General features: G+C 71.7%; 32 protein-coding genes and 1 tRNA gene. 21 read left to right on the forward strand and 12 right to left on the reverse strand.

Features of this window, described 5'->3' with window-relative positions:
• Positions 1–10: 10 nt before the first annotated feature.
• From CYAGR_RS03690 to CYAGR_RS03705, 4 genes are all read left to right on the forward strand, one after another.
• Positions 11–658: a hypothetical protein gene (locus tag CYAGR_RS03690; RefSeq protein WP_015108433.1), complete on the forward strand. Its 648-nt coding sequence runs from the start codon at positions 11–13 to the stop codon at positions 656–658.
• Positions 659–722: 64 nt separating this feature from the next.
• A complete protein-coding gene (locus CYAGR_RS03695) occupies positions 723–983 on the forward strand; it encodes a hypothetical protein (protein WP_015108434.1) in 261 nt (86 codons plus the stop codon).
• 97 nt (positions 984–1,080) lie between these two features.
• Positions 1,081–2,322 (forward strand): FAD-dependent monooxygenase, encoded by a 1,242-nt coding sequence (locus tag CYAGR_RS03700; RefSeq protein ID WP_015108435.1) that lies wholly within the window; start codon positions 1,081–1,083, stop codon positions 2,320–2,322.
• Positions 2,243–2,455 carry a DUF2949 domain-containing protein gene (locus CYAGR_RS03705; protein WP_043326360.1) on the forward strand — a complete coding sequence of 71 codons (213 nt, stop codon included), beginning with the start codon at positions 2,243–2,245 and terminating at the stop codon, positions 2,453–2,455. Before CYAGR_RS03700 ends, CYAGR_RS03705 begins: the two co-directional genes overlap by 80 nt.
• 3 nt (positions 2,456–2,458) lie before the next feature.
• Here CYAGR_RS03705 and CYAGR_RS03710 read toward each other — a convergent pair whose 3' ends face one another.
• Entirely contained in the window at positions 2,459–2,998 is a 540-nt protein-coding gene (locus CYAGR_RS03710) for an adenine phosphoribosyltransferase (RefSeq protein ID WP_015108437.1), read from the reverse strand.
• Positions 2,999–3,077: 79 nt separating this feature from the next.
• Here CYAGR_RS03710 and CYAGR_RS03715 point away from each other — a divergent pair, with 79 nt between their 5' ends.
• The 4 genes from CYAGR_RS03715 (at position 3,078) to CYAGR_RS03730 (ending at position 5,109) form a co-directional block, all read left to right on the forward strand.
• A complete protein-coding gene (locus tag CYAGR_RS03715; RefSeq protein WP_051017017.1) occupies positions 3,078–3,632 on the forward strand; it encodes a DUF3038 domain-containing protein in 555 nt (184 codons plus the stop codon).
• A gap of 22 nt (positions 3,633–3,654) precedes the next feature.
• Positions 3,655–4,287, forward strand: a complete 633-nt coding sequence (locus CYAGR_RS03720) for a DUF4335 domain-containing protein (RefSeq protein ID WP_015108439.1) — start codon at positions 3,655–3,657, stop codon at positions 4,285–4,287.
• A gap of 167 nt (positions 4,288–4,454) precedes the next feature.
• Complete coding sequence (locus tag CYAGR_RS03725) at positions 4,455–4,700, forward strand: hypothetical protein (protein WP_015108440.1); 246 nt, start codon at positions 4,455–4,457, stop codon at positions 4,698–4,700.
• Between the two features lie 10 nt (positions 4,701–4,710).
• Entirely contained in the window at positions 4,711–5,109 is a 399-nt protein-coding gene (locus CYAGR_RS03730; RefSeq protein WP_015108441.1) for a hypothetical protein, read from the forward strand.
• Positions 5,110–5,127: 18 nt separating this feature from the next.
• On the opposite strand, the gene CYAGR_RS18130 is transcribed toward CYAGR_RS03730, so the two are convergent.
• A complete protein-coding gene (locus CYAGR_RS18130; RefSeq protein ID WP_156818379.1) occupies positions 5,128–5,319 on the reverse strand; it encodes a hypothetical protein in 192 nt (63 codons plus the stop codon).
• Between the two features lie 27 nt (positions 5,320–5,346).
• Here CYAGR_RS18130 and CYAGR_RS03740 point away from each other — a divergent pair, with 27 nt between their 5' ends.
• The gene (locus CYAGR_RS03740; RefSeq protein ID WP_015108443.1) at positions 5,347–5,868 is read left to right on the forward strand and encodes a hypothetical protein; all 522 of its coding nucleotides are present in this window, start codon (positions 5,347–5,349) and stop codon (positions 5,866–5,868) included.
• Here the strand turns inward: CYAGR_RS03740 and CYAGR_RS18690 are convergent.
• Positions 5,802–5,963 (reverse strand): hypothetical protein, encoded by a 162-nt coding sequence (locus CYAGR_RS18690; protein WP_015108444.1) that lies wholly within the window; start codon positions 5,961–5,963, stop codon positions 5,802–5,804. The genes CYAGR_RS03740 and CYAGR_RS18690 overlap by 67 nt on opposite strands.
• A gap of 163 nt (positions 5,964–6,126) precedes the next feature.
• Here CYAGR_RS18690 and CYAGR_RS03745 point away from each other — a divergent pair, with 163 nt between their 5' ends.
• Together CYAGR_RS03745 and CYAGR_RS03750 are read left to right on the forward strand one after the other, a co-directional pair.
• Complete coding sequence (locus tag CYAGR_RS03745; protein ID WP_015108445.1) at positions 6,127–6,633, forward strand: TspO/MBR family protein; 507 nt, start codon at positions 6,127–6,129, stop codon at positions 6,631–6,633.
• Positions 6,599–8,140 (forward strand): bifunctional aminoglycoside phosphotransferase/ATP-binding protein, encoded by a 1,542-nt coding sequence (locus CYAGR_RS03750; RefSeq protein WP_015108446.1) that lies wholly within the window; start codon positions 6,599–6,601, stop codon positions 8,138–8,140. Before CYAGR_RS03745 ends, CYAGR_RS03750 begins: the two co-directional genes overlap by 35 nt.
• On the opposite strand, the gene CYAGR_RS03755 is transcribed toward CYAGR_RS03750, so the two are convergent.
• The 3 genes from CYAGR_RS03755 to CYAGR_RS03765 form a co-directional block, all read right to left on the reverse strand.
• Positions 8,137–9,273, reverse strand: a complete 1,137-nt coding sequence (locus CYAGR_RS03755) for a DUF4912 domain-containing protein (protein ID WP_015108447.1) — start codon at positions 9,271–9,273, stop codon at positions 8,137–8,139. The two genes, CYAGR_RS03750 and CYAGR_RS03755, sit on opposite strands and share 4 nt — an antisense overlap.
• 61 nt (positions 9,274–9,334) lie before the next feature.
• Positions 9,335–9,682, reverse strand: coding sequence for a hypothetical protein (locus tag CYAGR_RS18805; protein WP_015108448.1), 348 nt, complete (start codon positions 9,680–9,682; stop codon positions 9,335–9,337).
• Between the two features lie 41 nt (positions 9,683–9,723).
• Positions 9,724–10,212 carry a cupin domain-containing protein gene (locus CYAGR_RS03765; protein WP_015108449.1) on the reverse strand — a complete coding sequence of 163 codons (489 nt, stop codon included), beginning with the start codon at positions 10,210–10,212 and terminating at the stop codon, positions 9,724–9,726.
• 96 nt (positions 10,213–10,308) lie between these two features.
• Between CYAGR_RS03765 and CYAGR_RS03770 the strand changes: the two genes are divergently transcribed.
• Positions 10,309–10,800: a LexA family protein gene (locus tag CYAGR_RS03770; RefSeq protein WP_015108450.1), complete on the forward strand. Its 492-nt coding sequence runs from the start codon at positions 10,309–10,311 to the stop codon at positions 10,798–10,800.
• Positions 10,801–10,806: 6 nt separating this feature from the next.
• Here the strand turns inward: CYAGR_RS03770 and CYAGR_RS03775 are convergent, their stop codons facing one another.
• A complete protein-coding gene (locus CYAGR_RS03775; protein ID WP_015108451.1) occupies positions 10,807–11,010 on the reverse strand; it encodes a hypothetical protein in 204 nt (67 codons plus the stop codon).
• A 137-nt stretch (positions 11,011–11,147) separates the two neighbouring features.
• Between CYAGR_RS03775 and CYAGR_RS03780 the strand changes: the two genes are divergently transcribed.
• Entirely contained in the window at positions 11,148–11,429 is a 282-nt protein-coding gene (locus CYAGR_RS03780; protein ID WP_015108452.1) for a hypothetical protein, read from the forward strand.
• A 25-nt stretch (positions 11,430–11,454) separates the two neighbouring features.
• Here CYAGR_RS03780 and folP read toward each other — a convergent pair whose 3' ends face one another.
• Genes folP through CYAGR_RS03795 form a run of 3 tightly spaced genes read right to left on the reverse strand, consistent with a single transcriptional unit; the run spans position 11,455 to position 13,334 of the window.
• The gene (folP, locus tag CYAGR_RS03785) at positions 11,455–12,318 is read right to left on the reverse strand and encodes a dihydropteroate synthase (protein WP_015108453.1); all 864 of its coding nucleotides are present in this window, start codon (positions 12,316–12,318) and stop codon (positions 11,455–11,457) included.
• Positions 12,319–12,343: 25 nt separating this feature from the next.
• A complete protein-coding gene (tpiA, locus tag CYAGR_RS03790; protein ID WP_015108454.1) occupies positions 12,344–13,105 on the reverse strand; it encodes a triose-phosphate isomerase in 762 nt (253 codons plus the stop codon).
• A 10-nt stretch (positions 13,106–13,115) separates the two neighbouring features.
• Positions 13,116–13,334, reverse strand: a complete 219-nt coding sequence (locus CYAGR_RS03795) for an RNA-binding S4 domain-containing protein (protein WP_015108455.1) — start codon at positions 13,332–13,334, stop codon at positions 13,116–13,118.
• Positions 13,335–13,373: 39 nt separating this feature from the next.
• Between CYAGR_RS03795 and CYAGR_RS03800 the strand changes: the two genes are divergently transcribed.
• Complete coding sequence (locus tag CYAGR_RS03800; protein WP_015108456.1) at positions 13,374–15,113, forward strand: ABC transporter ATP-binding protein; 1,740 nt, start codon at positions 13,374–13,376, stop codon at positions 15,111–15,113.
• 71 nt (positions 15,114–15,184) lie between these two features.
• Positions 15,185–15,415, forward strand: a complete 231-nt coding sequence (locus tag CYAGR_RS03805) for a DUF6447 family protein (RefSeq protein WP_015108457.1) — start codon at positions 15,185–15,187, stop codon at positions 15,413–15,415.
• A gap of 12 nt (positions 15,416–15,427) precedes the next feature.
• Here the strand turns inward: CYAGR_RS03805 and CYAGR_RS03810 are convergent, their stop codons facing one another.
• Positions 15,428–16,105 (reverse strand): DUF3386 domain-containing protein, encoded by a 678-nt coding sequence (locus tag CYAGR_RS03810; protein WP_015108458.1) that lies wholly within the window; start codon positions 16,103–16,105, stop codon positions 15,428–15,430.
• A 22-nt stretch (positions 16,106–16,127) separates the two neighbouring features.
• On the reverse strand, positions 16,128–19,451 hold the full coding sequence (carB, locus tag CYAGR_RS03815; RefSeq protein WP_015108459.1) for a carbamoyl-phosphate synthase large subunit: 3,324 nt from the start codon (positions 19,449–19,451) through the stop codon (positions 16,128–16,130).
• A 122-nt stretch (positions 19,452–19,573) separates the two neighbouring features.
• On the opposite strand from carB, the gene CYAGR_RS03820 reads away from it, so the two are divergent.
• The 6 genes from CYAGR_RS03820 (at position 19,574) to CYAGR_RS03845 (ending at position 24,102) form a co-directional block, all read left to right on the forward strand.
• Positions 19,574–20,209, forward strand: coding sequence for a DUF3318 domain-containing protein (locus CYAGR_RS03820; protein ID WP_015108460.1), 636 nt, complete (start codon positions 19,574–19,576; stop codon positions 20,207–20,209).
• Positions 20,202–20,588 carry a ribosome silencing factor gene (gene rsfS / locus CYAGR_RS03825; RefSeq protein ID WP_015108461.1) on the forward strand — a complete coding sequence of 129 codons (387 nt, stop codon included), beginning with the start codon at positions 20,202–20,204 and terminating at the stop codon, positions 20,586–20,588. The genes CYAGR_RS03820 and rsfS overlap by 8 nt, the downstream gene beginning before the upstream one ends.
• A gap of 11 nt (positions 20,589–20,599) precedes the next feature.
• Positions 20,600–21,118 carry a CGLD27 family protein gene (locus CYAGR_RS03830; protein WP_015108462.1) on the forward strand — a complete coding sequence of 173 codons (519 nt, stop codon included), beginning with the start codon at positions 20,600–20,602 and terminating at the stop codon, positions 21,116–21,118.
• 31 nt (positions 21,119–21,149) lie between these two features.
• Positions 21,150–22,133, forward strand: coding sequence for an asparaginase (locus tag CYAGR_RS03835; protein WP_015108463.1), 984 nt, complete (start codon positions 21,150–21,152; stop codon positions 22,131–22,133).
• A 64-nt stretch (positions 22,134–22,197) separates the two neighbouring features.
• Positions 22,198–22,274: transfer RNA gene (locus CYAGR_RS03840), tRNA-Met, on the forward strand.
• A 157-nt stretch (positions 22,275–22,431) separates the two neighbouring features.
• Complete coding sequence (locus CYAGR_RS03845) at positions 22,432–24,102, forward strand: GMC oxidoreductase (RefSeq protein WP_015108464.1); 1,671 nt, start codon at positions 22,432–22,434, stop codon at positions 24,100–24,102.
• The last annotated feature ends 171 nt before the right edge of the window (positions 24,103–24,273 follow it).

Below are 24,273 nucleotides of genomic sequence, written 5' to 3' on the forward strand. Positions count from 1 at the left end.
CCCTCGACCGATGCTGATCCCCCTCAAACCCGGCGAACTGCTGCGCCTGATTCCGGCGGTGGCCACTGGCCCCCAGTTCACCGCCTGCAGCGGCGACCCGCGCAAACTGCTGCAGCGGGTGCTGATCTCGGTGATCGGCGGGGTGATCGCCCTGCTGATCAGCCAGACCCTGCTGTTCCGCAGTCAGGCCGGCCCGGTGTTCCTGGTGGTGGGCTTCGTCTTCCTTCTCTATGTGCTGTGGGGGCCGATCCTGGAGGCGGGACGCCGCAACGCCCTGCTGCGGCGCTACCCGGCGGGCGCCATCTTCGAGGGGGTGGTGGCTGACCAGTTCCGGCGGGAGGTGGTGGAGAACCGGCGGGAGCAGGCCAACCGCCAGGGGCGCCTGGAGCTGGTGGAGAACCGGCGCACCTGGCTGTGCCTGGAACTGGAGGACGAGGACGGCTACCTGGGGCAGATCCGCTTCCCCCTGGAGAAGAAGCATGAGCAGATCCGGCGCGGCATGGTGATCCGCTGCCTGGTGCTGAGTGAGCGCAAGGACTTCTCCCGCATCGGCGCCCTCTCCGATGGCTGGCTGCCCCAGGTCAAGCAGTGGGTGGGCGAGTACCCCTATCTGCTGCGGCCGGCCTTCGAGGAGCTCTGCCTGCGGCGGCTGGGGTGAGGACGCTGGACGCATTCGAAACAATGCGTTACAATTCTCGCAACACTTCTCAAGGAGTTCTCCCATGACCGCCGCCACCCCCACCGCCCTCGATCGCTCCGCCATCCGCGGCGCCACCGTCACCACCGAGGACGGAGGCCGCCTCAACGCCTTCGCCACCGAACCCCGCATGGAAGTGGTGAGCGCCGAGAGCGGCTGGGGCTTCCACGAGCGCGCCGAGAAGCTCAACGGCCGCATGGCCATGCTCGGCTTCATCGCCCTGCTGGCCACCGAGTTCGCCCTGGGCGGCGAGGCCTTCACCCGCGGCCTGCTCGGCATCGGCTGATGGCGGCGCCCCCTCGGGGGACAGCCTTTCTCCGGTCCGCCGTTCACGGTGGACCCCTTCGCCGCAGCAGACTTTCTGTTGCGGCTTTTCTGTGGCCATGCCCGCTTCGCTCCACGCCCGGATCCGGGGCGCCGGCCCCACCGGCGCCCTGGCGGCCCTGGCCCTGGCCCAGGCCGGCTGGCGGGTGAGCCTGCACGATCCCCTGGCCCCCGAGGCGCTGCAGGCCCGGGAGCGGGCCTACGCCTTCACCCACTCCAGCCGGGAGCTGCTGCAGCGCCTGGGGCTCTGGGGTGACCTACGGCCCACCCTGGTGCCCTTCCGCCGGCTGCACCTGCGCGATGTGGCGGCGGGGCGTGATGTGCGCTTCGAGCCCACCGACCTGGGCCAGGCGGACGCGGTGGGCTGGATCGGATCCCACCGGCCCCTGATGGCGCTGCTGCTGCGACGCCTCGGCCAGCATCCCACCGTCCGCCTGGATCTCGGCGGCGCGACGCCATCCGCCGCCGCGAACGACCCGGACGATGCCGATCTGCTGGTGGCCGCCGACGGCCCCGACTCGCCCACCCGCCAGGCCCTGGGCATCGGCCAGTGGAGCCATCCGTACCGCCAGGCCTGCCTGACAGTGCAGGTGGAAATGCGGGGCTGCGCCGACGATGAGGCCTGGGAGCTGCTGCGCCCGGAAGGCCCCTTCGCTGTGCTCCCCCTCGGCGGGCGCCGTTTCCAGCTGGTCTGGAGCGCGCCGGCGGCCCGCTGCCGCCAGCTGGAGGGTCTGGAGCCCCCGGCCTTCCTCGACCGGCTGGCGGGCGCCCTGCCGGACCGGCTCCAGCCCGATGCCCTGCTGACGCCTGCCCGCGCCTTTCCGGTGGCCCTGCAGCTGGCCCGGCGCCTGCATCGGGGCCGCACGGTGCTGGTGGGGGAGAGCGCCCACCGCTGCCATCCGGTGGGCGGCCAGGGGTTGAATCTCTGCTGGCGGGATGTGGCGGTGCTGCAGCGGCTGGCCGAACGGGCGGCCCGGGGCACGCTGTCGCCGCGCCGCATCGGAGCGGCCTACGGGCGCCGCCGCTGGCCCGATCTGCTGCTCACCCTGCTGGCCACCGACCTGCTGGTGCGGATCTTCTCCAACCGCCACCGGTGGCTGCTGCCCCTCCGCCAGCTCGCCCTGGCCTGCCTGGCCCGCATCGACCTGAGCCGGGCCCTGGCCCTGCGGGCCATGACCCAGGGACCTTGTCGGCTGCGCCGGCCGCTTGCAGCATGGGGGGATGGTGATCAGCAGCTCTCCCCAGCCCCTGCCTTCTCCGGCAATGGTGCGCTTCCTGCGCCATCAGCTCGGCCTGAGTGAGAACGCCCTCCAGCTGGGCATCCGCCAGTCCCAGCTGGAGCAGGCGCCCCTGCCGGCCGTCCTCTGGCGGTTCGGCCTGATCAGCCTCGAGCAGTTCGACAGCGTCCTGGCCTGGCAGGACCAGCAGACCTGAGGCTCAGCTGTAGATGATCAGGGACTCGATCGGATGCTCCTGGGGCAGCCGGCTGCGGCCGTCGAGGGCCGCCAGTTCCGCCAGGAAGCCGAAGCCGCAAAGTTGCCCCCCCGCGGCCTGCACCAGCTCGCTGCAGGCCGCGGCGGTGCCGCCGGTGGCCAGCAGGTCGTCGACGATCAGCACCCGCTGGCCGCCAGCGAGGGCATCGCTGTGGATCTCCAGCCGGTCGGTGCCGTATTCGAGGCTGTAGTCCACGCCGATCACCGCGCCGGGGAGCTTGCCCGGCTTGCGCACCGGCACGAACCCCACGCCCGTGATCGTGGCCAGGGCCGTACCGACGATGAAGCCGCGGGATTCGATGCCCACGATCAGGTCCGGCTGCACCTGCTCACAGAGCAGTCCCAGCAGGCGGATGGCCTCGCCCCAGCCCTCGGGGTCCCGCATCAGGGGCGTGAGGTCACGGAAGAGAATGCCCGGCTTTGGAAAGTCGGGAATGTCCCGGACCCAGGTGCGCAGATCGATCGAGGAAGGGCTGCTGGCCATCGTGCTGCAGGTCGTGCTGGTGAAGGGACCGGTACCGGCGACGTGACGGATGGACGGCGCCGCTGGCATCATCGCAGTCATGGCCAAGGACACTTCGGAAGCGGCGATCCAGGACCGCTCCTCCCGCCCCCTGCCCCGCAGGGGTCTGGAGCGTCTCGATCTGATGCTGCTCTGCATGGAGGCGCTCGACCTCAACGGCGGCGAGGCGATGGTCTGGCTGAGTGAGCAGCTGGGCTACGCCGGCCTCTTCCCCAACCGGGTGGAGCTGTGGAAGCGGCGTTGCCACAACCCCCTGCGGCGCTCCTGCCGCCGCGGCGACGTGCCTGTCGCCGAGACCGACGCCCTGATCCGCATCCTCTGCGTCATGGCCGATCGCCTCTACCCGATGCTGCGCTCCCTGCTCTCCAGCAGCGAGCCGGAGTCGGTGGCGAAGGAGCGCTGGGCCCTGTTCCAGGGGCGTCTGGGGGAACTGATCCAGGAGCGCATGAACCCACGCCGCAGCGGCGTCCAGAAACTGCTCGATCCCAACGACGGAGCCGCCCAGCGGCTCCAGTTGGTGCAGGGCCTCAGCCTCTGCGCCGGCCAGGGGGGCTTTGAGCGCATCAAGGCGAGCCTGATGGACGCGGTGGCGTGACGGCGACCGCAGCACACCCCCCATGGTTCAGAGTTCCGTGATGAAGCAGAGCCTCGTCTTCGATCAGCTCAGCTGCCGGCTTCAGGTGGAAGGTCTCCCCGACGTCTCCATCGGCCAGAGCGGCGCGGCCCTGGGCATCATCACCGGCTGGAGCCTGCAGTGGCTGGGCCGGCCCCTGCTGGAGGGGCGCCGGGAGCACCTCCAGGCCCTGATGCAGGTGGTGTTGCCCTACGCCCGCCACCTGATCAGCGGCGTGCACCGCGACTTCAGTGTGGCCGGGGAACCGGTCGACATCGGCCCCCACTCCGAGGGCGGCCACAGGCTCCTGCTGCGCAGCAGCCAGCCCGACACCCCTCCCCTGGAGATGCACCTCGACGATGCGGAACTGGCGGATCTGGTGCGGGTGCTGGATCTGCTGCGGCTCGATCCCCGGGTGCAGCTGCCCCTGGCGATTCCCGAACCGGAGCCCCTCGGGCCCAGGGAACTGATGGAGCGGATTCCCCTGCACCGTCGCCTGTCGGCGCCCGTGGGCGGCGCGGCGGCCCTGGCGGTCTCGGCGGCCCTGGTGCTGCTCCTGCCTCCGCCCGCCGTACCTCCCGCGCCGACACCGGCACCGCCGGCGGCCCAGCAGGCCCCGGCCACCCCGCGGCCCTGAGCCGACCAGCGGCCGGCGAGCGGTTGACGTCGGCCCGGCACTGGTCACACTGGGGGCAACCAGCCAGCGCCTCCAGGGCCATGCGACGGGCTCCCCGATGGGAACGATGCGATGGGCTTGATGCGATGGGGTTGATGCAATGAGCTTGATGCAATGAGAACGATGCGATGGGTATGACCTGGTCGGAACTGCGCCGCCGGGTGGCACGGCTCGGCGCTGCCCTGGATGTGGTGGTCCGCAGCGATCCGGAGGTCTGCGGCCTGAGCGGTTCCCATTTCCACCTCACGCTCCACCACGGCGGCCAGGGGGATTGCACGGTCAACGACCTGTCCCTGATCGATTGTCCGAACGAGCTGGTGCTGATGGAGTTCGAGCGGTGGATGCGGGGTGCCGGCTATCCGCTGGAGCCCTGACGACCCCCCCATGCCCCACACCCCCTATCCGCTCCATCTGCCGACGCCGAGGGGACCGACACCGGGGAAGGGCCTGGAGCTGCGTCGCCGCCGGCGCCGTCCCTCCTCCCGCTGGCGGCAGGTGCTGGCGGGCCTGCTGCTGATCGGGGCTGGAAGCCTGATCCTGGCCGGTCTGATGCAGCTGCCGGAACGGCTGGATGCGCTGCTGCTGGTCAGCAATGCCATCGCCAACCTGATCGGCGGGCTCAGCCGGCTCAGCATGGGCATCCTGCAGCTGGGCAGCGTCATCGTGGTGGCCCTGCTGGCCCTGATGGCCCTGCTGCTGCTGGTCGGCGGCGGCGTGCGTCTGGTGCGGGGACTCACCGCCCGGCCGCGCCGTTCCTCAAGAGGCGGGGGCACCACGGCCTGAAGGGGCCGCGCCGGCCATTCAGTGGTGCAGCTGCTGGAACCAGAACCCCGCCAGCTGCCAGGACGACAGCAGGAAGATCGCCAGGATCAGCCAGTTGACCCAGGCGGGCCGTTCGCGGTTCTCGAACATGGCGGCAGGGGAGTCGCGTCCTTCGCCCTGATCCTGCCAGTGCGCCCGGCCGACGCGGGGCCGCGGGACGGCTGGTGGCACCGAACGGATGTTCAGCGTTCCGCCCCCATGCCGCGCGACCACGACTCCGGCCCCGCCTCCGGCGCCCTGCTCTCCTGCCTGGGTTTTCCCGGCTGGGGGGGATTGCACCTGGTCGTCCCCAGCCGGGGGCAGCCTTTCGCCCTGGCCCGGCGCCTGCAGCTCTGCCAGCGGGGCGAGGGGGCAGACGGGGGCCAGCTGCTGCCGGCCCTGCTGCGCCGCTACCGCGATCTGGAGCCCCTCGACCCGGCCCACTGGCCCTGGGCCGGGGAAGGCGCCACGGCCTGGCCGCGGACCTGGGGGCATCGTTACCTGCTCATCTGCCGCTGGGGAGCGGCCGCGCCGCTGCGCATCGCCGCCTGGCAGCGACAGGGGGACGTTGGGGGCTGGGCGCGGCTGTGTCCGCCCATCCCCCTGTCCTGCTTCGGCGAGCGCTTTCCCGCTCCGCCAGCCGGCGAGCCGGGCGGGGCGCCCAGGGGGGCGGATCAGGAGACGACCAGCGCCACACCCAGGCCCACCACCATCAGGGCGATGGCCCCCACGGCCCAGTAGGCATGGCTCTGGGCATCGGCCCTGGTCTCGCCGATCACCATCGTGCCTTCGTCGGCGTAGAGGTTGTCGTGGTTCTCGAGGTCGTGGGTGTGCATGGGGCCTCCAGCAAGCTCGTCGGACCCTTCCAACGTAGGAGCGACGGGCGGGCTGGTCCGCCGCCGCGACGAACCGACACCCCCCGCCCCCATGGCCCGCCATCGCCCCCGCCATGGACGGCTCTCCGGCGGCGCCCAATAATGCGCGTGTCTGCAGAGTCCCGTGCCACCCTGGCTGCTGATCCTGATCACCGTTCTGGTGATCACCCTGGTCGTCAATCCCACGGAGCGGGATTTCGTCTGGTTTCGCAGCCTCCGGCGACCGGAGTGGATCAGCCGGCAGCCATGGGTCGCCCTCGTCTGGCCGCTGATCACGGTCTGCTTTTACGGCTCGGCGGTCGCCTTCTGGCTGACGGCCGGCTCCTGGGGCTGGATGGGGGCCTACGCGGTCCTGCTGGTGCTGCTGCGAAGCCCCCACTGGCTGATCTGCCGCCTGCACCAGCTGACCGCCGGCCTTCCCTTCTGGCTGCTGAGCTGGACGCTGACGCTGGTGCTGGCCCTGATCGTGGGGCCCGCCTCGCCCCTGGCTTCGGGGTTGCTTCTGCCCGTCCTGCTGTGGACACCGGTGGAGGCCTCCATCGCCCTGCGGATGGTTGGATTGAACCGCAAGGAGCACCGGAGCGGCCGTGGACCCGATGATCGCCGCCCTGCTCGATCCCGGCGCCTATGACCATCCGGTCGAACGGGTCGACTGCCTGGAGACCCACATCTCCTGGGTCCTGCTGACGGGAACCATCGCCTACAAGATCAAGAAGCCGGTGAACCTGGGCTTCGTCGATTTCTCGACCCCGGAGCGGCGCCGCTGGTTCTGCCAGGAGGAGCTGCGGCTCAACCGCCGACTGGCGCCGGACCTCTACCTCGGCCTCAGCCCGATCCATGGACCGCCGGAGCAGGCCAGCCTGCACGGCAGCGGCCCCACCCTGGAGCTGGCCGTGCGCATGCGCCAGTTCCCCCAGAGCGCGCTGCTGGGCCCCGTTCTGGCGCGCCAGGGCCTCACCCCCGACCAGCTCGAACGGCTGGCGGATGATCTGGCGGCCTTCCATGCCGTTGCCGCGGTGGCCGGCCCGGACCAGGCCTACGGCGCACCGGAGCTGGTGAAGGCGCCGGCGGTGGCCAATCTGGCGGCGCTGGAGGCCGGCGCCGGTGCCGCTGCGCCGGAGGTGGCCGCCCTGCGGCAGTGGACGGAGGAGAGCTTCGAAGCGCTCCGGCCCACCTTCGCCCTGCGCCGCAGCCAGGGGCGTATCCGCGAGTGCCATGGGGATCTCCACCTCGGCAACCTGCTGCTGGAGGGGGGGCAGATCCGGGTCTTCGACTGCCTGGAATTCAGCCCCGACCTGCGCTGGATCGACGTGTTCAGCGACCTGGCCTTCCTGGTGATGGATCTCGAGCACCACGACCGACCCGACCTGGGGGCGGTGCTGCTCAACCGCTGGCTGGGTCGCTGCGGCGACTGGGGCGGCCTGCTTACCTGGCGCTGGTACCGGGTCTACCGCTCCCTGGTGCGGGCCAAGGTCTGCGCCCTGCGCCTACGCCAACCCGACCTCGACGCCGGCACGGTGCAGCGGCTGCAGCAGGACCTGGCGCGCTACCTGCTCGGCGCCCGTCACACCACCGGGATCCCGGCCCCGGCCCTGGTGATCACCCATGGGGTCTCCGGCAGCGGCAAGAGCCACCGGGCCCGCCAGTTGTGCCGGCGCCAGGGATGGATCCAGCTCAGCTCCGACGTGGAGCGCAAGCGCCTGTTCGGCGCCTGGGGCCAGGGGGAGTCGCCCCCCCTGCAGGGGGATCCCTACCGCAGCGAGGTGAGCGCCGGGATCTATGGGCAGCACCTGCCGGAGCAGGCGAACCGCATCCTCACGGCCGGGTACACGGTGGTGGTGGATGCCACCTTCCTGGGCCGTGACCAACGCCGGCGGATGGAGGATCTGGCCCGACGCTGCGGCGTGCCGTTCCTGATCCTGGACTGCCGCTGCACCCCGAAGCAGGCCAGGCGGCGCATCGAGGAGCGCAGGCAGCGGGGGGGTGATCCCTCCGACGCGGACTCAGCCGTGCTGGAACTCCAGCTTCGCAGCCGGGAGCCCCTGGAGGCAGGGGAACTCCCGTACGCCCTGGAGGTTGGGGCGGAGCTGACGGCCGGGGATCTGGTCGCCCGGGTGGAGGAGCGGCTGGGGGCCTAGAACCACTCGGCCACGGAGGCCTCGCGGGTGTTGACGTTGGCTTCCGGCGTGGAGCGCCGGAACTCCATGGTGATGCTGCGCTTCTGCTCGCCATCGGCCGCCAGGGCCTCGATCGGGTAGAGCTGCTGGCCGTCGCGGAAGGGCACCTGCACCCGGAAGGTGCCGTCGGCCGAGAGGGGCACCTCCTCACCGCCGATGCTGAGGCGGGCCGCCGGATCGGTGGCGCCGTAGACGATCAGCTCGGCATCGGCCACCAGCCAGAAGGAGCGCTGACGCGAGCCCACCCCACCGATACCGGAGGCGCTGCGGCCGGAGGCCCAGGGGCCGGCGCCGGAGGCGGAGAACGCACCGCCGCTCTCGAGGCCGGCGGCGGCATCAATCTCATGGAAGGCCTCCGACCCGCGGCCCAGGCGGCGCCACTGGCTGGTGGCGCTCTGGTAGAGCCGCTCGTGCAGGCCGGAATCCACCGCCTCGGCGGGGGCGGGCAGGCTGGCGCTGGCGGAGGGGAAGGCGTCGAGGGAGAAGGGGACGAACTGATCGAGGATCTGCTCGGAGGGATGCAGGGAGGGCACCCGGGCGACCGAGGAGAAGGCCAGGGAGATCCAGCCGCCGCCACCGCCCTTGCGGTAGCCGAGTTCGACGCGGTAGTCGCGATCGGAGAGGGGAACGGGCAGATACCACTCGGTGGCATGGCTGTCGACCACCACCTCCTGGAGGGTGTGGGGATGGGCGGAGCCGCCGGCCAGGCCGGTGACGTCGGCGACCCGCAGGCAGAGCTGGGAGGCGCCGGCGTGGAGGGCGTCACTGCGGTCGTCCTCGGAGATGTCCCAGAAGACGTAGGCCCACTGGGGATCGCGGGGCAGGAAGACGACGCGGGTTTCGGCCGCCGGCCGCGGCGCCGGGGCCATCTCGGCCTCGATGGCGGCCACCGGCCGGGGAGACGTCGGCGTCTCGGCCGCGGGCGTCACCGACGCCGCCGTTTCGCCCCGCTCACCCGAGCGATCGGCGATGGACTCGGCCAGCGCATCCCTGTCCTGGGCGCTGTAGCGCTGGATCCCCAGGGTTCTGGCGAGCTCGCGCAGCTGACGCATGCTGAGGCTGGCCAGGTTCGCGAACGGGTTGGTCCTGGCCATGTTATTTCAAGAATCGTTACAGCCCATGATCGCCGATGGGATCTGGGCGGGATCAGTCCTGTCAGCGGATCGCAACACCCCCGGAACGGGCCGGATCCGCCGGCGGCGGCAGCAGCACCACCCCCCGCATGGGTTCGGCGCCCCGCCGCTCCGGGGGCCGGGTCGGGCGTTCCGGCACGGACGCCAACACGGCCGAGACCGCCAGCAGCCCCCCCACCAGCAGCCAGAGGCGCCAGCGACCCGGCAGGACCAGGGCGCTGCGGCCCCCCTGCCCCCGGCGCCGCGTGCCGTCGGCGACCCGGCGGGCCCTGCCGAGGCCCAGCGGCTCTCCGCAACGGGCACAGACCATGCGACCCGCCAGGCTGCGGTCGGCCCGCACGGCCCAACTGCCGCACCTCGGACAGCCCATCCCTCACCCGATCCATCAGGCCCCCATGGTGACGGAATGACCTAGAGCCGCGTCGGATCGGCGCCGGCGGGCCGCTCGGCCGGCGGGAGATCGGCCATCAGACGGAAGTCCTCGAACGCGAAACCCGGCCCCACGCAGCAGTGCACCAGACTCCATCGCCCCCGGCTGCGGGCCGCCTGCCACCAGAGCGCCGGCACGATCTGCAGGGGGCCGGCGCCCGGATCCCCGGCCTCAGCGAGCGGGCCCAGCCACAGTCGCTCGGCCGTGCCGCCCCCGGGCGGCAGCCGCCAGAGATCGAGGGGGTCGCCGCCGGCGTGGTGCCAGACCTCATCCGCCCCCGCCACCTGATGCCAGCGGCTGAGCTGGCCCTCCGTCAGCAGGAAGGCGATCACCGTGAGTCCGGCGCGCTGCCGCCCGTCCTCGGCCCGGCACACCTGGCCGGGTGAGCGGTGCAGCTCCCGGTACCAGCCCCCCTCCGGGTGGGGCCGCAGGTCGTAGCGGGCGATCAGCGCCTCCGGAGTGGAACGCATGGCCGGGCGGGCGGGAGAGGGTCGCTGACGATGATCCCGCGGCGACGGTCAACCGGAGTAGAACATCTGTACTGCTTCCCTTCCGCTCCCGGTCCGATGTGTCCCCTGCCTCCCCAGTCACCGCTGCCCCCGCGGGAGGGGGCGGAGGCCCTCTTCTGCCTGCTGGCCACGGAGGCGGTCAGCGCCGGTTTCCCCAGCCCCGCCGACGACTACGTGGAGGCCCGCATCGACCTCAATCTGGAGCTGATCCCCCGTCCGCTGTCCACCTTCTTCATGCGCGTCAGCGGCGATGCCATGCGGGGCGACGGCATCGTCGACGGCGACCTGCTGGTGATCGACCGCAGCGTCGATCCCCGGCCCGGCATGGTGGTGGTGGCGGTGCATGCCGGCGCCTTCCTGCTGCGCCGGCTGGCCCGGCGCGGCGTTGCGCTGTGGCTGGTGGCCAGCGACGGCACCAGTCCGCCCCTGGTGCTCACCGGCGACGACGGGGGCGGCGCGGTGGGAAGCGACGGCGGGGGGGCCGAACTGTGGGGCGTCGTGATCCACGCCGTGCATCACCTGGCGGGCGCCCCCTCCAGGCGTCACTGATCGGCGTCAGGGGTCGGCGCGGTGGGGCAGGGCGCGCGGGTCGACGGGCAGGGCGGGCGGGGCCATCAGCAGGCCGCGACGGCGCAGCTCACGGCGGAACTCGCCGGCCAGTCCGTCCGCCATCCAGAGCTTGCGCAGGTGGCCGAAGATCACCATGCAGCGCAGGGCGATGGTGACGCAGACGAGCACCTGCAGGCAGAGTTTCAGCACGGTGGAAGCAGGTGCGGCGCTGTGCTGGAACCAGCCTAGGGGCGCCTCCGGCGACCGGGCGCACCGGAACGGCGGCAACAGGCCGTCCAGGCGTCATGCTGGGTCGGTGGGCGGCAACGCCGCCGTGACCTGCTTCGATGATCGAGCCTCTGCCGGAGCTGAGCACCGCCGAACTGGAGACTCTGCTGGCGGCCCTCGATCCGCTCCTGGACGGCTTCGGCGAAGGCGGCTCCTGCCTGGATGATGCCAGCGCCTTCCTGGAACGGCTGGGCATCGGCCAGCAGGGCGACGACGGGGGCACCCCCTCCCCCCTGCTCCAGTGGCTGGAAAGCTGGCGGGCCGCCGGCGGCAACCGGGCGACCCTGCGGCTGATGGTGCAGACCCTGCTGACGGGACGCCAGGAGGAACCGCCGGCCTGATGGAGCGCAGGACCTGCCGGACGGATCAGGCGCGCCAGAGGGCATCGGCCATGCGGGCCGTCTGCACGATCGGCCCGACGTCGTGCACCCGCAGCACATCGGCACCGGCGGCGATGGCCTGACCGCAGACCGCCGCGGTGCCCCAGAGGCGGGCCCGGGGGCGGGGCTCGGCCAGCACCGCACCGATGAAGCGCTTGCGGGACGGCCCCACCAGCAGGGGAAAACCCTCGGCCCGCAGCAGGGCCAGGCCCCGCAGCAGAGCGAGGTTGTGGGCGGTGGTCTTGGCGAAGCCCAGCCCCGGATCCCAGAGAATCCGCTCCGCACGCACCCCCGCCGCCAGGGCCCGATCGGTGGCCCGCAGCAGCTCCTGCCGCACCTCGGCGACCACATCCCCGTAGCTGGCCAGGCCATCCATCGTGCGGCTGTCGCCGCGGCTGTGCATCAGCACGCAGGGGCAGTCGGCGGCCGCCACCACCGCCAGCAGGTCGGGATCGCGCCGGCCGGCGCTGACGTCGTTGATCCAGTGGGCCCCGGCGGCCAGGGCGGCTTCGGCCACCGGGGCGCGGAAGGTGTCGATCGAGAGCAGGGGGCCGCCGGCTTCCGGGGGCGGCAGAGAGGCCAGGATCCGCCCCAGGGCGGGCAGCACCCGGGCCTTCTCGGCCTCCGCATCGATCTCGCTCGCCCCGGGCCGGGTGCTCTGCCCCCCCAGGTCGAGCAGGTCGGCCCCCTGGCGGTCCAGCAGCCGGGCCTGGCGCAGGGCCGCCTCGGGGGCCTCGTAACGGCCCCCGTCGCTGAAGGAATCGGGGGTGAGGTTGAGAACCCCCATCACCAGGGTGCGATCCCCCCAGCGGAAACCGGGCGGGACGGCGACGGGGCCGGCGGGGCTCACGGCGATCGCGGCGTCGGCCCGGGCCTCAGGCCGCCACCGGCACCTGGTAGTTGGCGATGCGGGCGAAGCTGACCGGGTCGAGGGAGGCGCCCCCCACCAGCACCCCATCGATGTCGCTCTGGGCCATCAGCATGTCGATGGTGGCGGGGTTGACCGAGCCGCCGTACTGCACCACCACCTCGGGATGGCCCACCCAGCCGCGGATCAGGCCGCAGATGCGGTTGGCCTCCTCGGCCGCGCAGGTCTTGCCGGTGCCGATGGCCCAGATGGGCTCGTAGGCCACGATCAGACGCAGGGGATCGATGCCCTCCAGCCCCTGCTCCACCTGGCGGTGGATCACCCGCTCGGTCTCGCGGGCCTCGCGCTGGTCGTCGCTCTCGCCGACGCAGAGGATCGGGATCAGGCCCGATTTCTGGGCCGTGCGGGCCCGCAGGTTGATCTGCTCGTCGGTCTCGCTGAAGTACTTGCGGGGCTCGCTGTGGCCCACGATGGCGTGGGTGACACCGTGCTCCAGCAGCATCGGCGCGGAGATCATGCCGGTGTAGGCACCGCTCTCCTCCCAGTGAACATTCTGGCCGGCGATGGCGACGCCGGCGCCGGCCAGGTGACGGCAGAGGGTGGGGATGGCCGTGAACGGGGGGGCCAGCACCACCTCCCGGTCGTCGGGTAGATCGGCGATCAGGGGCCGGAAGCTGGCCGCAAACGCCCGCGCCTCGGCGCAGGTCATGTGCATCTTCCAGTTGCCTGCGATGACGGCCTTGCGCACGTGGTCTCCCGGCAGCGACATTCGAGGCAGGTTAAGGCGTGGGGCCACCGTGTCCCCCGCGCTCCCGCCGCGGGGAAAGCATCAGCACCTCCCGGCCGTCGATGGCCACCGCATCCCCCGGAGCCAGCTGGCGACCACGCCGGGTCTCGATGGCGCCGTTCACGGTCACGTCCCCCCGCTGGATGCGCTGCTTGGCCTCGCCGCCGGTGCCGACGAGGCCCTGCCATTTGAGGAACTGATCCAGCTTCACCGTCGGGGGGCGCCCGGAGAGCGCTGATAGGGTTCGTCGATGCTTGCACCCTCGCCGGCCGGCTTCCGCAGGCTCTGGCCGCTGCTGAAGCCCCACCGGCGACCCCTGCTGCTCGGGGGGCTGTGCATGCTGGTGTTCGTGGGCTGCTGGCCCCTGCTGGCCTGGCTGGCCGGCCAGCTGATCCCGGCCATCGGCGCCGGTGACTTCACCAAGGTGCTGCGCAGCGTGGCGGCGGCCCTGGCGGTGTTCCTGGTGCAGAAGATCGCCCAGTTCGGCCAGGACACCCTGCTGGCCGGCCCGGCCCTGCGGGTGAGCCAGGAGCTGCGCCGCCAGCTGTTCGCCCGCCTGCAGCGGCTCGACTTCGGCGCCCTGGAGAAACTCTCCGCCGGCGATCTCACCTACCGGCTCACCGAGGACGCCGACCGGGTCGGAGAGGTGATCTACAAGACGATCCAGGACACCACCCCCAGCGCCCTGCAGCTGGTGGTGGTGCTGGGCTACATGATCTGGCTGGACTGGCCCCTGGCCCTGGCCACCCTGCTGCTGGCGCCGCTGGTGGCGCTGATGGTGAGCGCCTTCGGGGCCCGGGTGATGACCGCCGCCGAGCGCAGCCAGAAGCAGGTGAGCGACCTGGCGGCCCTGCTGGGGGAGGCGATCGGCGGCCTGCCCCTGGTGCGGGCCTTCGCCGCCGAACCCTGGCTGCAGGAGCGCTTCGACACCGAGATCGACCTGCACCGCCGCGCCCGCTACCGCACCCTGGAGCTGCTGGCGCTGCAGCATCCGGTGGTGGGCTTCATCGAAGCGGCCGGGATCCTCTCGGTGCTGCTGATCGGCGCGGCGCGCATCAAGGCCGGCGGCCTGGACAGCCAGGGCTTCAGCAGCTACGTGGCGGCGCTGCTGATGCTGATCGATCCGATCTCCCACCTCACCACCAACTTCAACGAGTTCCAGCAGGGCCAGGCCTCGCTGCGGCGACTGCGGGCGATCGAGAACGAGCCGGTCGAACCGCCCGACCACCCCGGGGCCAGGCCCCTGGGGGCCGTCTCCGGGGAGCTGGTGCTGGACGGGGTGAGCTTCGGCTACCAGAGCGGCAGTCCGGTGCTGCGCCAGCTCGATCTCCACATCCGCCCCGGCCAGGTGGTGGCCCTGGTGGGGCCCTCCGGCGCCGGCAAGAGCACCCTGTTCTCCCTGCTGCTGCGCTTCAACACCGCCCAGAGCGGCCGGGTGCTGCTCGATGGCCAGAACCTGGCCGACCTGCGGGCCCGGGACCTGCGCCGGGCCGTGGCCCTGGTGCCCCAGCAGAGCAGCGTCTTCTCCGGCACCGTCGCCGAGGCGATCGCCTTCGGGCGCCCCGCCAGCATTGAGCAGATCCGCCAGGCCGCCCGGCTGGCCAATGCGGCCGACTTCATCGAGAGCCTTCCCGGCGGCTACGACAGCCGCCTCGAGGAGCGGGGCAGCAACTTCTCCGGCGGCCAGCTGCAGCGGCTGGCGATCGCCCGGGCCGTGCTGGGCAACCCGGCGGTGATGCTGCTGGATGAGGCCACCAGCGCCCTGGATGCGGAGGCCGAGGAGGCCGTGCAGCAGGGCCTGCAGCAGGCCATGGCCGGCCGCACCGTGCTGGTGATCGCCCACCGCCTCGCCACCGTGCAGGAGGCCGATCTGATCGTGGTGCTCGACGGCGGCCGCATCGTGCAGCAGGGCAGCCACGACGAGCTGATGGCCAGCGGCGGCCGCTACCGCGAGCTCTGCGAGCGCCAGTTCATCCGGCTCGAGGCCTGAGGAGAGGCTTCGCCTCCGGCGGGAACGGGCGGTCCTGCCACCTACGCTGGCTCCGCACCGAGTCCAGAGCCTTGCAGACCCCCAGCCAGCAGCCCCCCGTGCTGACCTTCGAAGGCAAGCGTTACGACCTCAACGGCCTGCCCGACGACGTCAAGGAGATGGTGCGGGGGATGCAGGTGGCCGATGCCCAGCTGCGCATGCATGAGGACACCCTCAAGGTGCTGGCGGTGGGCCGCCAGGCCATGGCCATGCAGCTGAACGAGCGGCTCCAGGGCATCCCCACCCTGGAGGAGCCGGCCTGAGGCCGGCGCAGATCAGCCCAGGGGGGCCAGATCCTCGAAACGGAACATCTGGCGGCCGGCCGGCGTGTCGCCATGGGCCTCCGTCTCCACCACCCGCTCGCTCAGCACCCAGGGGCCCTCTCCCGCCAGCGGCACGAAGGTGTCCGTGAAGCGGCTGGTGCCGCCGCGGGCCTCGCCGGTGGCGGGGTCGCTGTAGCGGCTCGTGTAGGTGTGGCTGAGGTAGCCGCTGCCGGTGTCGGTGACGCTCTCGGTGAAGATCGTCACCACGGTGCCGTGGATGTGGCGGTGCACCATCGTCACCACGTTGTCCTTGATGCGGTAACGGTCGCCCTCGGCCTTGCCGCCCATGATCACCTCGGTCCCCACCGCATCGGTCTCGCCGGCGGTGAAGGTGTTGGCGCCGTGGGTCTGCTCAAAGGGGCGCCGCACCCGGTGGATCGCCACCTCCCACAGCTGGGAGGCGACCGCCTTGTGCACCTCCTCGTCGGCGATGCCCTCCACGGTCGCCTTGAGATCGGCGCCCACCTGGAAGGTGCCCTCCAAGCGCCGGTCGTCCTGCTCCCAGACGCAACGGCCGCCATAGCCGCCGAAGCCCGGCTCCCAGGTGTAGCGGTTCTCGTAAGCGGCGCGGAACGCCTCGCGCAGGTCGGTGCCGGGGGCGATGGGCTGGGCGGCCAGGGTGCTGGTCACAGGGTCACAGGCGATCGGGCGTTCACCCTACCCAGGGCGGGTGGATGTCCTGCAGGGCCGCCACCTCCACCTGCTGCTGCTGCTGCAGGGCGGCGATAGCCTCCACGGCGGCCCGCGCCGCCGCCATGGTGGTGACGGTGGGCACGGCGTAGTCGAGGGCGGCCAGGCGCAGGTAGCGATCGTCGTGGGCGGCCTGGCGGCCCACCGGTGTGTTGACCACCAGCTGCACCAGGCCGGAGCGGATCGCATCCTCGATGTTGGGCCGGCCTTCGTGCACCTTGAGCACGGGCTCCACCGCCAGGCCGGCCTGGCTCAGCATCGCGGCGGTGCCGTTGGTGGCGGTGAGGGTGAATCCCGCCGCCAGCAGGGCGCGGGCCACCGGCACCAGGGCGGGCTTGTCGCGGTCGTGGGTGGAGAGGAACACGCTGCCGCTGGTGGGCAGGGGTTCACCGGCGGCGAGTTCGGCCTTGGCGTAGGCCAGGCCGAAGCTGGCGGCGATCCCCATCACCTCGCCGGTGGAGCGCATCTCCGGCCCCAGCAGGGTGTCGGCGCCGGGGAAGCGCTTGAAGGGCAGCACCGCCTCCTTCACCGTCTGCCGCGGCGGCCGCGGCTCCGCCAGCAGGCCCAGCTCCGTCAGGGTGCGGCCGGCCATCAGCTGGCTGGCGATCTTGGCCAGGGGCACGCCGGTGGCCTTGGCCACGAAGGGCACGGTGCGGGACGCCCGCGGGTTGGCCTCGATGATGAACACCGTTTCGTTGCCGGCGCCGTCGTTCTGCACCGCGAACTGGAGGTTGATCAGGCCGCGCACCTCCAGCGCCAGGGCCAGCTCCGTGCTCCAGCGGCGGATCGTGGCCAGGGCCTCGGGCCCCAGGGACACCGAGGGCAGGGCGCAGGCGGAGTCGCCGGAGTGGATGCCGGCCGGCTCGATGTGCTCCATCAGGCCGCCGATCACCACCGTCCCCTGGCGGTCGCAGAGGGCGTCGACGTCCACCTCGATGGCGTTCTCCAGGTACTGGTCGATCAGCACCGGATGGTCGGGCTCCACCTGCACCGCCTCCACCATGTAGCGGTTGAGTTCCTCCTCGTCGAAGACCACCTCCATGGCACGCCCCCCCAGCACATAGCTGGGACGCACCACGACGGGGTAGCCGACGGCCGCCGCCACCGCCCGGGCCTCGCCGTCGTTGCGGGCCAGGCCGTTGCGGGGCTGGCGGATCTCCAGGCGCCTCAGGATCGCCTCGAACTGCTCCCGGTCCTCGGCCCGGTCGATCGATTCGGGCGAGGTGCCCCAGAGGCGGGTGCCGGTGGCGCGGCCCTCCTCGCTCTCCAGCCAGCGCAGCAGGGGGATTGCCAGCTTCAGGGGCGTCTGGCCGCCGAACTGGACGATCACCCCCTCGGGTTTCTCCGCCTCGATGACGTTGAGCACGTCCTCCAGGGTGAGGGGCTCGAAGTACAGGCGATCGCTGGTGTCGTAGTCGGTGGAAACGGTTTCCGGGTTGCTGTTCACCATCACGGTGGCGAACCCGGCCTGCCGCAGGGCGAAGGAGGCGTGGCAGCAGCAGTAGTCGAACTCGATGCCCTGGCCGATGCGGTTGGGGCCGCCCCCCAGGATCATCACCTTGCGGCGGGTCTCGGGGGTCACCTCGTCCTCGGGGGCCAGCAGGGTGAGGGAGCCATCGGCCTCGAGCCGCTCCAGGGGCCGCTCGTAGGTGGCGTAGTGGTAAGGCGTGGAGGAGGCGAATTCGGCGGCGCAGGTGTCGACCGTCTTGAACACGGCCCGCACCCCCAGCGCCTGGCGCCGGCGGCGCACCGTGAGTTCGTCGCTGCCGGTGGCCCAGGCGATCTGGCGGTCGGAGAAGCCGGTCTGCTTGAGCTCCAGGAGGTCGGCGGCGGCGATGGCCTCCAACGAACGGCCCCGCAGCAGCGTGGTTTCCACCGTCAGGATCCGGCGCAGCTTGGCCAGGAACCAGGGGTCGATGGCGCTGAGCCGGTGGATCTCGTCGTCGCTGCGGCCGGCCACCATGGCGGCGCGCACCGCATGGATCCGGTCCGGGGAGGGGATGCGCAGCTGCCGCTCCAGGTCGGCGGGATCCTGGGGCGGATCGGGGCGGTCGCAGCCCCAGCCCGCATGACCCGTCTCCAGGGAGCGCAGGGCCTTCTGGAAGGACTCCTCGAAGCTGCGGCCAATGGCCATGGCCTCCCCCACCGACTTCATCGAGGTGGTGAGCACGGCCGGGGAACCGCGGAACTTCTCGAAGGCGAAGCGGGGGATCTTGGTGACGACGTAGTCGATCGTCGGCTCGAAACAGGCCGGCGTGGCACCGGTGATGTCGTTGACGATCTCGTCGAGGGTGTAGCCCACCGCCAGCCGGGCGGCGATCTTGGCGATCGGGAAGCCGGTGGCCTTGCTGGCCAGGGCCGAGCTGCGACTGACCCGGGGGTTCATCTCGATCACCACCACATCCCCGTTGGCGGGATTGATGGCGAACTGGATGTTGCTGCCGCCGGTGTCGACGCCGATCTCGCGGATGATGGCGATCGACTGGTCGCGCAGTCGCTGGTACTCCCGGTCGGTGAGGGTCTGGGCGGGGGCGACGGTGATCGAATCACCGGTGTGGACCCCCATCGGGTCGAGGTTTTCGATCGAGCAGACGATCACCACGTTGTCGGCGGTGTCGCGCATCACCTCGAGCTCGAACTCCTTCCAGCCCAGCAAGGATTTCTCGATCAGGATCTGGGAGACGGGGCTGGCCTCCAGGCCGCTCTTGCAGAAGGCCTGGAATTCCTCCGGGTTGTAGGCGATGCCGCCGCCCGATCCCCCCAGGGTGAAGGCCGGCCGGATGATGCGCGGGTAGGTGCCGATCGCATCGCCGACACGGATCGCCTCCTCCAGGTCGTTGGCGATCCCGGACGGACAGACGGCCACGCCGATGCGGGCCATGGCCTCCTTGAACAGCAGCCGGTCCTCCGCCTTGCGAATCGCCGCCAGATCGGCGCCGATCAGCTCGACCCCGTAGGCCTCCAGGGTGCCGTTCTCGGCCAGGGCGACGGCCAGGTTGAGGGCGGTCTGGCCGCCCATGGTGGGCAGCAGGGCATCGGGGCGCTCCAGCTCAATCACCCGGGCCACCACCTCGGGGGTCAGGGGCTCGATGTAGGTGCGATCCGCCAGGTCCGGGTCGGTCATGATCGAGGCCGGGTTGGAATTCACCAGCACCACCTCGTAGCCCTCGGCCCGCAGGGCCTTGCAGGCCTGGGTGCCGGAATAGTCGAACTCGCAGGCCTGGCCGATCACGATCGGTCCCGACCCCAGCAGCAGGATGCGCCTCAGATCCGTGCGGCGGGGCATAGGGCGTGGTCGGGCAAACCCGCCCAGCCTCTCACGGTCGCCGTCCCGACCGGCCTGCCGGCGCCGCTGGCACCGCAGGCAATCGCTAATCTGACGGGATACCTTCGCCCGAGACGCCGCCGATGAGCGAACTCCAGCGCCTGAAGGGGTTGCTGCCCCCTGAGATGCAGAGCTGGGTGTTCGTGGAAGCCGCGGCCTCCGTCGATCCTCCCCTGATCACCATCGAGGAGATCGGCCGCGACGAGGTGGAGATCCAGGTGGATCTGGAGAAATGGGACGCCCTGGCCCTGGATCACCGCAACCTGCTCTTCTGGCACGAGGTGGGCCGCATCCAGAATGACGCCATCCCTCGGGACGGCTGGGAGATGGCCGCCCTGGCCATCGGCCTGGGGGGCGCCATCGGCGAGCTGTGGGTGCAGGACGGTCTGCTGCTGGTGATGGCCCTGGGGCTCTCAGGCTTCGCCGGCTACCGCCTCTACCTCAAGAACAACTCTGAGAAGCGACTCCAGGACGCAATCCTGGCCGACGAGCGGGCCATCGACCTGGCCTGCCGCTTCGGCTACAGCCTGCCCAACGCCTACAAGAGCCTGGGGGGTGCCCTCAAGGAGCTGGTGGAGCAGACCCGCAAGAAGCGGCGCCGCACCTTCTACGAAGACCGCCTCGAGGCCCTGCGCAAGAGCGCCGGCAAGGCCCGGGCCGAAATGGCCCAGCAGCAGGGCTCCCGCCAGTCGGTCACCAGCGAGAACGTCTATGGATAGCCGCGACCTGGCCCTGCTGGCCGCCGAGGCCTGCGACGACCGCAAGGCGGTCGACATCCGCCTGATCCGGGTGGATGAGGTGTCGTCCCTGGCCGACTGGTTCGTGATCTGCAGCGGCCTCAGCGACGTGCAGGTGCGGGCCATCGCCCGCTCCGTCGAAGACCGGCTCGAAACCGACGCCGCCCGCCTGCCCCTGCGGCGCGAGGGCCAGAGCGAGGGCCGCTGGGTGCTGCTGGATTACGGCGAGCTGATCGTGCACGTGCTCACCCCCCAGGAGCGCAGCTACTACGACCTGGAGTCGTTCTGGGGCCACGGCGAGCAGGAGCGCTACGTCGGCGCCCCCCTCGAGGTGGGCGGCGCCGGCCCGGTCGGCGGCTGAGGGACGCAGCGATGGCCGCCGGCGTTCCGAGCCTGCCCAGCCAGGACACCCCCTGCCCGGTGCCTCCGGCCCAGCGGCCGCTGCAGGAGTACGACCAGCTCAGCAACTCCTGGTTCTTCCACTGGCCCGCCCATGGCCCAGCGGGACTGTGGCGGGCCCTGGCCCTCTCCTGGCTGCTCTCCTTCCCCCCGGCGCTGCTGGTGGCCAGTGGCAGCCTGACGCTCCGCCATGAGCCCGTCAGGCTGGTGATCGCCGCGGCCACCGCCGCCGTGCTCCTGCCCATGGTGCTGCTGCTGCGCCAGTGGCTCGGCTGGACCTACGTCCAGAAGCGGCTGGTCTCGGAGCGGGTGGAGTACGAGGAATCGGGCTGGTACGACGGCCAGGTGTGGGAGAAGCCGATCACCTGGCGCCAGCAGGATCTGCTGGTGGCCCGCCACCAGGTGCAGCCGGTGCTGGCCCGCCTGCGCCAGGCGGTCGCCATCGCCATCACCCTGATGCTGCTCGGGTCGGGGCTCTGCCAGGCTCTCTGAGGTCGGCCTCCGCGGATCCGCTTCCTCCCCCATGACCCTGTCCTCCAGCTTCGCCGGCCCGGGCCGCCCCGGCATTCCCCCCCTGGAGGTCCGCCTGCTGCGCAACGGCATCGTCGAGTCGCGCCACCGGGTGCATGCGGTGGTCTGCGACCAGCGGGGCCGGGTGCTGATGCGCGCCGGCGACCCCCAGCAGCTGAGTTTCGTGCGTTCCGCCCTCAAGCCCTTCCAGGCCACCGTCTTCGTGGGCAGCGGCGCCGCCGACCGGATGGGGGCCGGCGAGCGGGGCCTGGCGATTGCCTGCGCCTCCCATGCCGGCACCGCCCTGCATGCCCGGGAGGCGTTCAAGCTGCTCTGGGGTGCGGAGCTCGACACCGAGGACCTCCAGTGCCCCACCCCCGCCGGCGCCAGCAGTCCGCTGGAGCACAACTGCTCGGGCAAGCACGCGGCCTTCCTGGCCGCCTGCCGGCAGATGCACTGGCCGCTCGAGAGCTATCTCCAGGCCGACCATCCCCTGCAGCAGGCGGTGGTTAAGCGGGTCGGCGAGCTGCTGGGGCTGCCGGGGGCCGAACTGATCAGCGCCCGAGACGACTGCGGCGCCCCCACCCTGCAGCTGCAGCTGGCCCAGATGGCCCTGCTGTTCGCCCACCTCGGGGGCGGCGAGCAGGCCGACCTGGAGCGGCTCAGCCGGGCCATGCTCGCCCACCCGGATCTGATCGCCGGGGACGGGCAGTTCGACACCGAACTGATGCGCCTGGGCCACGGCCAGGTGCTGAGCAAGGGGGGCGCCGAAGGCATCCAGTGCCTCAGCCGGGTGGGCGAGGGCATGGGGGTGGCCATCAAGGTGGACGACGGGGCCCGGCGGGCCAAGCAGGCGGTGGCCCTGCACCTGCTGGAGCAACTCGAGTGGCTCACCCCCACCACCCTGGTGGAGCTGCGCCAGCGTTACCTGGCACCGGCCGACCACCTGCGCCTGGAGGTGATCGGCGAGCTGCGCTTCGACGGGGCCCGCCCCTGAGGTGGGGGCATCGACTGATACAATTCACAGGTGCGACGCGGACATCCGCCGTCCACGTGTGCGACGCGGGGTAGAGCAGTCTGGTAGCTCGTCGGGCTCATAACCCGAAGGTCAGGAGTTCAAATCTCCTCCCCGCCACCAAATCCACAACCCTCCAAGGGTTGTCACCCACCAACCCTCCAGCCAGCCGCTGGGGGGTTGTTGTTTTTGGGGCCACGGGCTGACCCGCCTGACCCGTCAGCCGGGCTCCCTGCGCCACCGCCGCTCCTGCATGATGCCGGGACCGGTTCGCCTGCCGATGTCCGCCGCCCCATCCACCACCGCCGGAAGCGAGATCCCCTGGGACGCGGTCGTGGTGGGGGCGGGGGCCAACGGTTCGGTGGCGGCCATGGTGCTGGCGGAGGCCGGGCTGCGGGTGCTGGTGCTGGAGGCGGGGCCGGACCTCTCCGCCCGCCGGGCCCTGGGCAGCGAACCGCTCAACAGCCTGCGCCGTCTCTCCCACCTGAGCAGCGGCCGCCAGCGCCTGCAGCGGCACCATCCGGGGTTCTGGAAGCACAACCCGGAGCTGTTCGTCGACGAACGCCTCAACCCCTACAGCACCCCGGAAGACGCGCCGTTCCTGTGGACCCGGGGCCGCCAGGTGGGGGGCAAGAGCCTCACCTGGGGCGGCATCACCCTGCGCCTCTCGGAGGCGGAGTTCCAGGCGGGCCGGCGGGACGGCCATGGCCCAGCCTGGCCGATCGGCACCGCCGAGCTGGCCCCCTTCTATGACCGCCTCGAGACCCTGCTGGGGGTGCACGGCCAGCGGGACGGCCTGCCCCAGCTGCCGGACGGGAGCTACCGGCCGCCCCTGCCGTTCACGCCGGGGGAGAAACACCTGCAGGGGGCGATCGGCCGAGAGCTGGGTCTGCCCCTGATCCACTCCCGCGGCTTCCGCCTGCATCGGCCCACGCCGGAGGCCCCCTGGCCCCCCTCCAGCGCCCAGGGCAACTGCCTGGCCAGGGCCCTGGCCACGGGCCGGGTGCAGCTGCGCAGCGGTGCGGTGGTGAGCCATCTGGAGATGGACGCGACCCGGCGGCAGGCCGAAGCGGTGGTGCTGGTGGACGCGGCCAGCGGCCGGAGGGAGCGCCTCGCCGCCCCCCTGGTGGTGCTCTGCGCCTCCACGATCGAAACGGTGCGGCTGCTGCTGCACTCGAGCGACGCCGTCCGCAGCGGTGGCCTCAGCGACCCCTCCGGCAGCCTGGGCCGCTGCCTGATGGACCACATCTCCACCAGCCGCTTCTTCTCGATCCCCGCCATCGCGGCGCCCCGCGAACCGGCCGAGCTCTCCGGGGCCGGCAGCTGCTTCATCCCCAACACCGTGAACCTCGACGCGGGGAGTTCGGAAGCCTTCCTGCGCGGCTACGGCATCTGGGCCGCCCTGCAGCGCTTCGATCCCCCTGCCCTGCTGCGGCGCCGGCCCGGGGAGGCGGTGGGCTTCCTGATCGGCCATGGGGAGGTGCTGCCCCAGGCGGGGAACCGGGTGAGCCTGGATGGCTCCCGCACCGACGCCTGGGGCCTGCCCATCCCCCACATCGACTGCCGCTGGGAGGCCAACGAGGCCGCGATGGTGGCTCACATGCAGGCGCGCATGGAGGACGTGGTGGCCGCGGCGGGCGGCCGCATCCGGCCGATCGAGGAGCTGTTCGTGCTGCCGGTGCTCGAACCGCTGATCCGCAACAGCCTGGCGGTGCGTCCGGAGCCGCCGCCACCGGGCTACTACATCCACGAACTGGGCGGGGCCCGCATGGCCGAACGCCCAGAGGAGGGGGTCGTCGACCCCTGGAACCGCTGCTGGGGGGCCGAGAACGTCCTGGTCACCGATGGGGCCTGCTGGCCCAGCGCCGGCTGGCAGAGCCCCACCCTCACCGAGATGGCGATCACCTGGCGGGCCTGCGCCGCCGCCGCCGCCGGGATGCGGCGGCACTGAACACGCGGTCCGGTCAGGGAGCCGTCACAGCAGGGCACAGCTGGTGTCGATCACCACAATCTTGGCGGGCCCCCATGCGCACAATGACGGGGCGACCTCCAAAGGGTCGGGCAAGGGAGAAAACCATCGGCGGGGGTTGGCACCCTCGCTTTTTTTTGGCCTCTGCCGGCC

The organism is Cyanobium gracile PCC 6307 (assembly GCF_000316515.1).
GTDB classification, from domain to species: Bacteria; Cyanobacteriota; Cyanobacteriia; order PCC-6307; family Cyanobiaceae; genus Cyanobium; species Cyanobium gracile.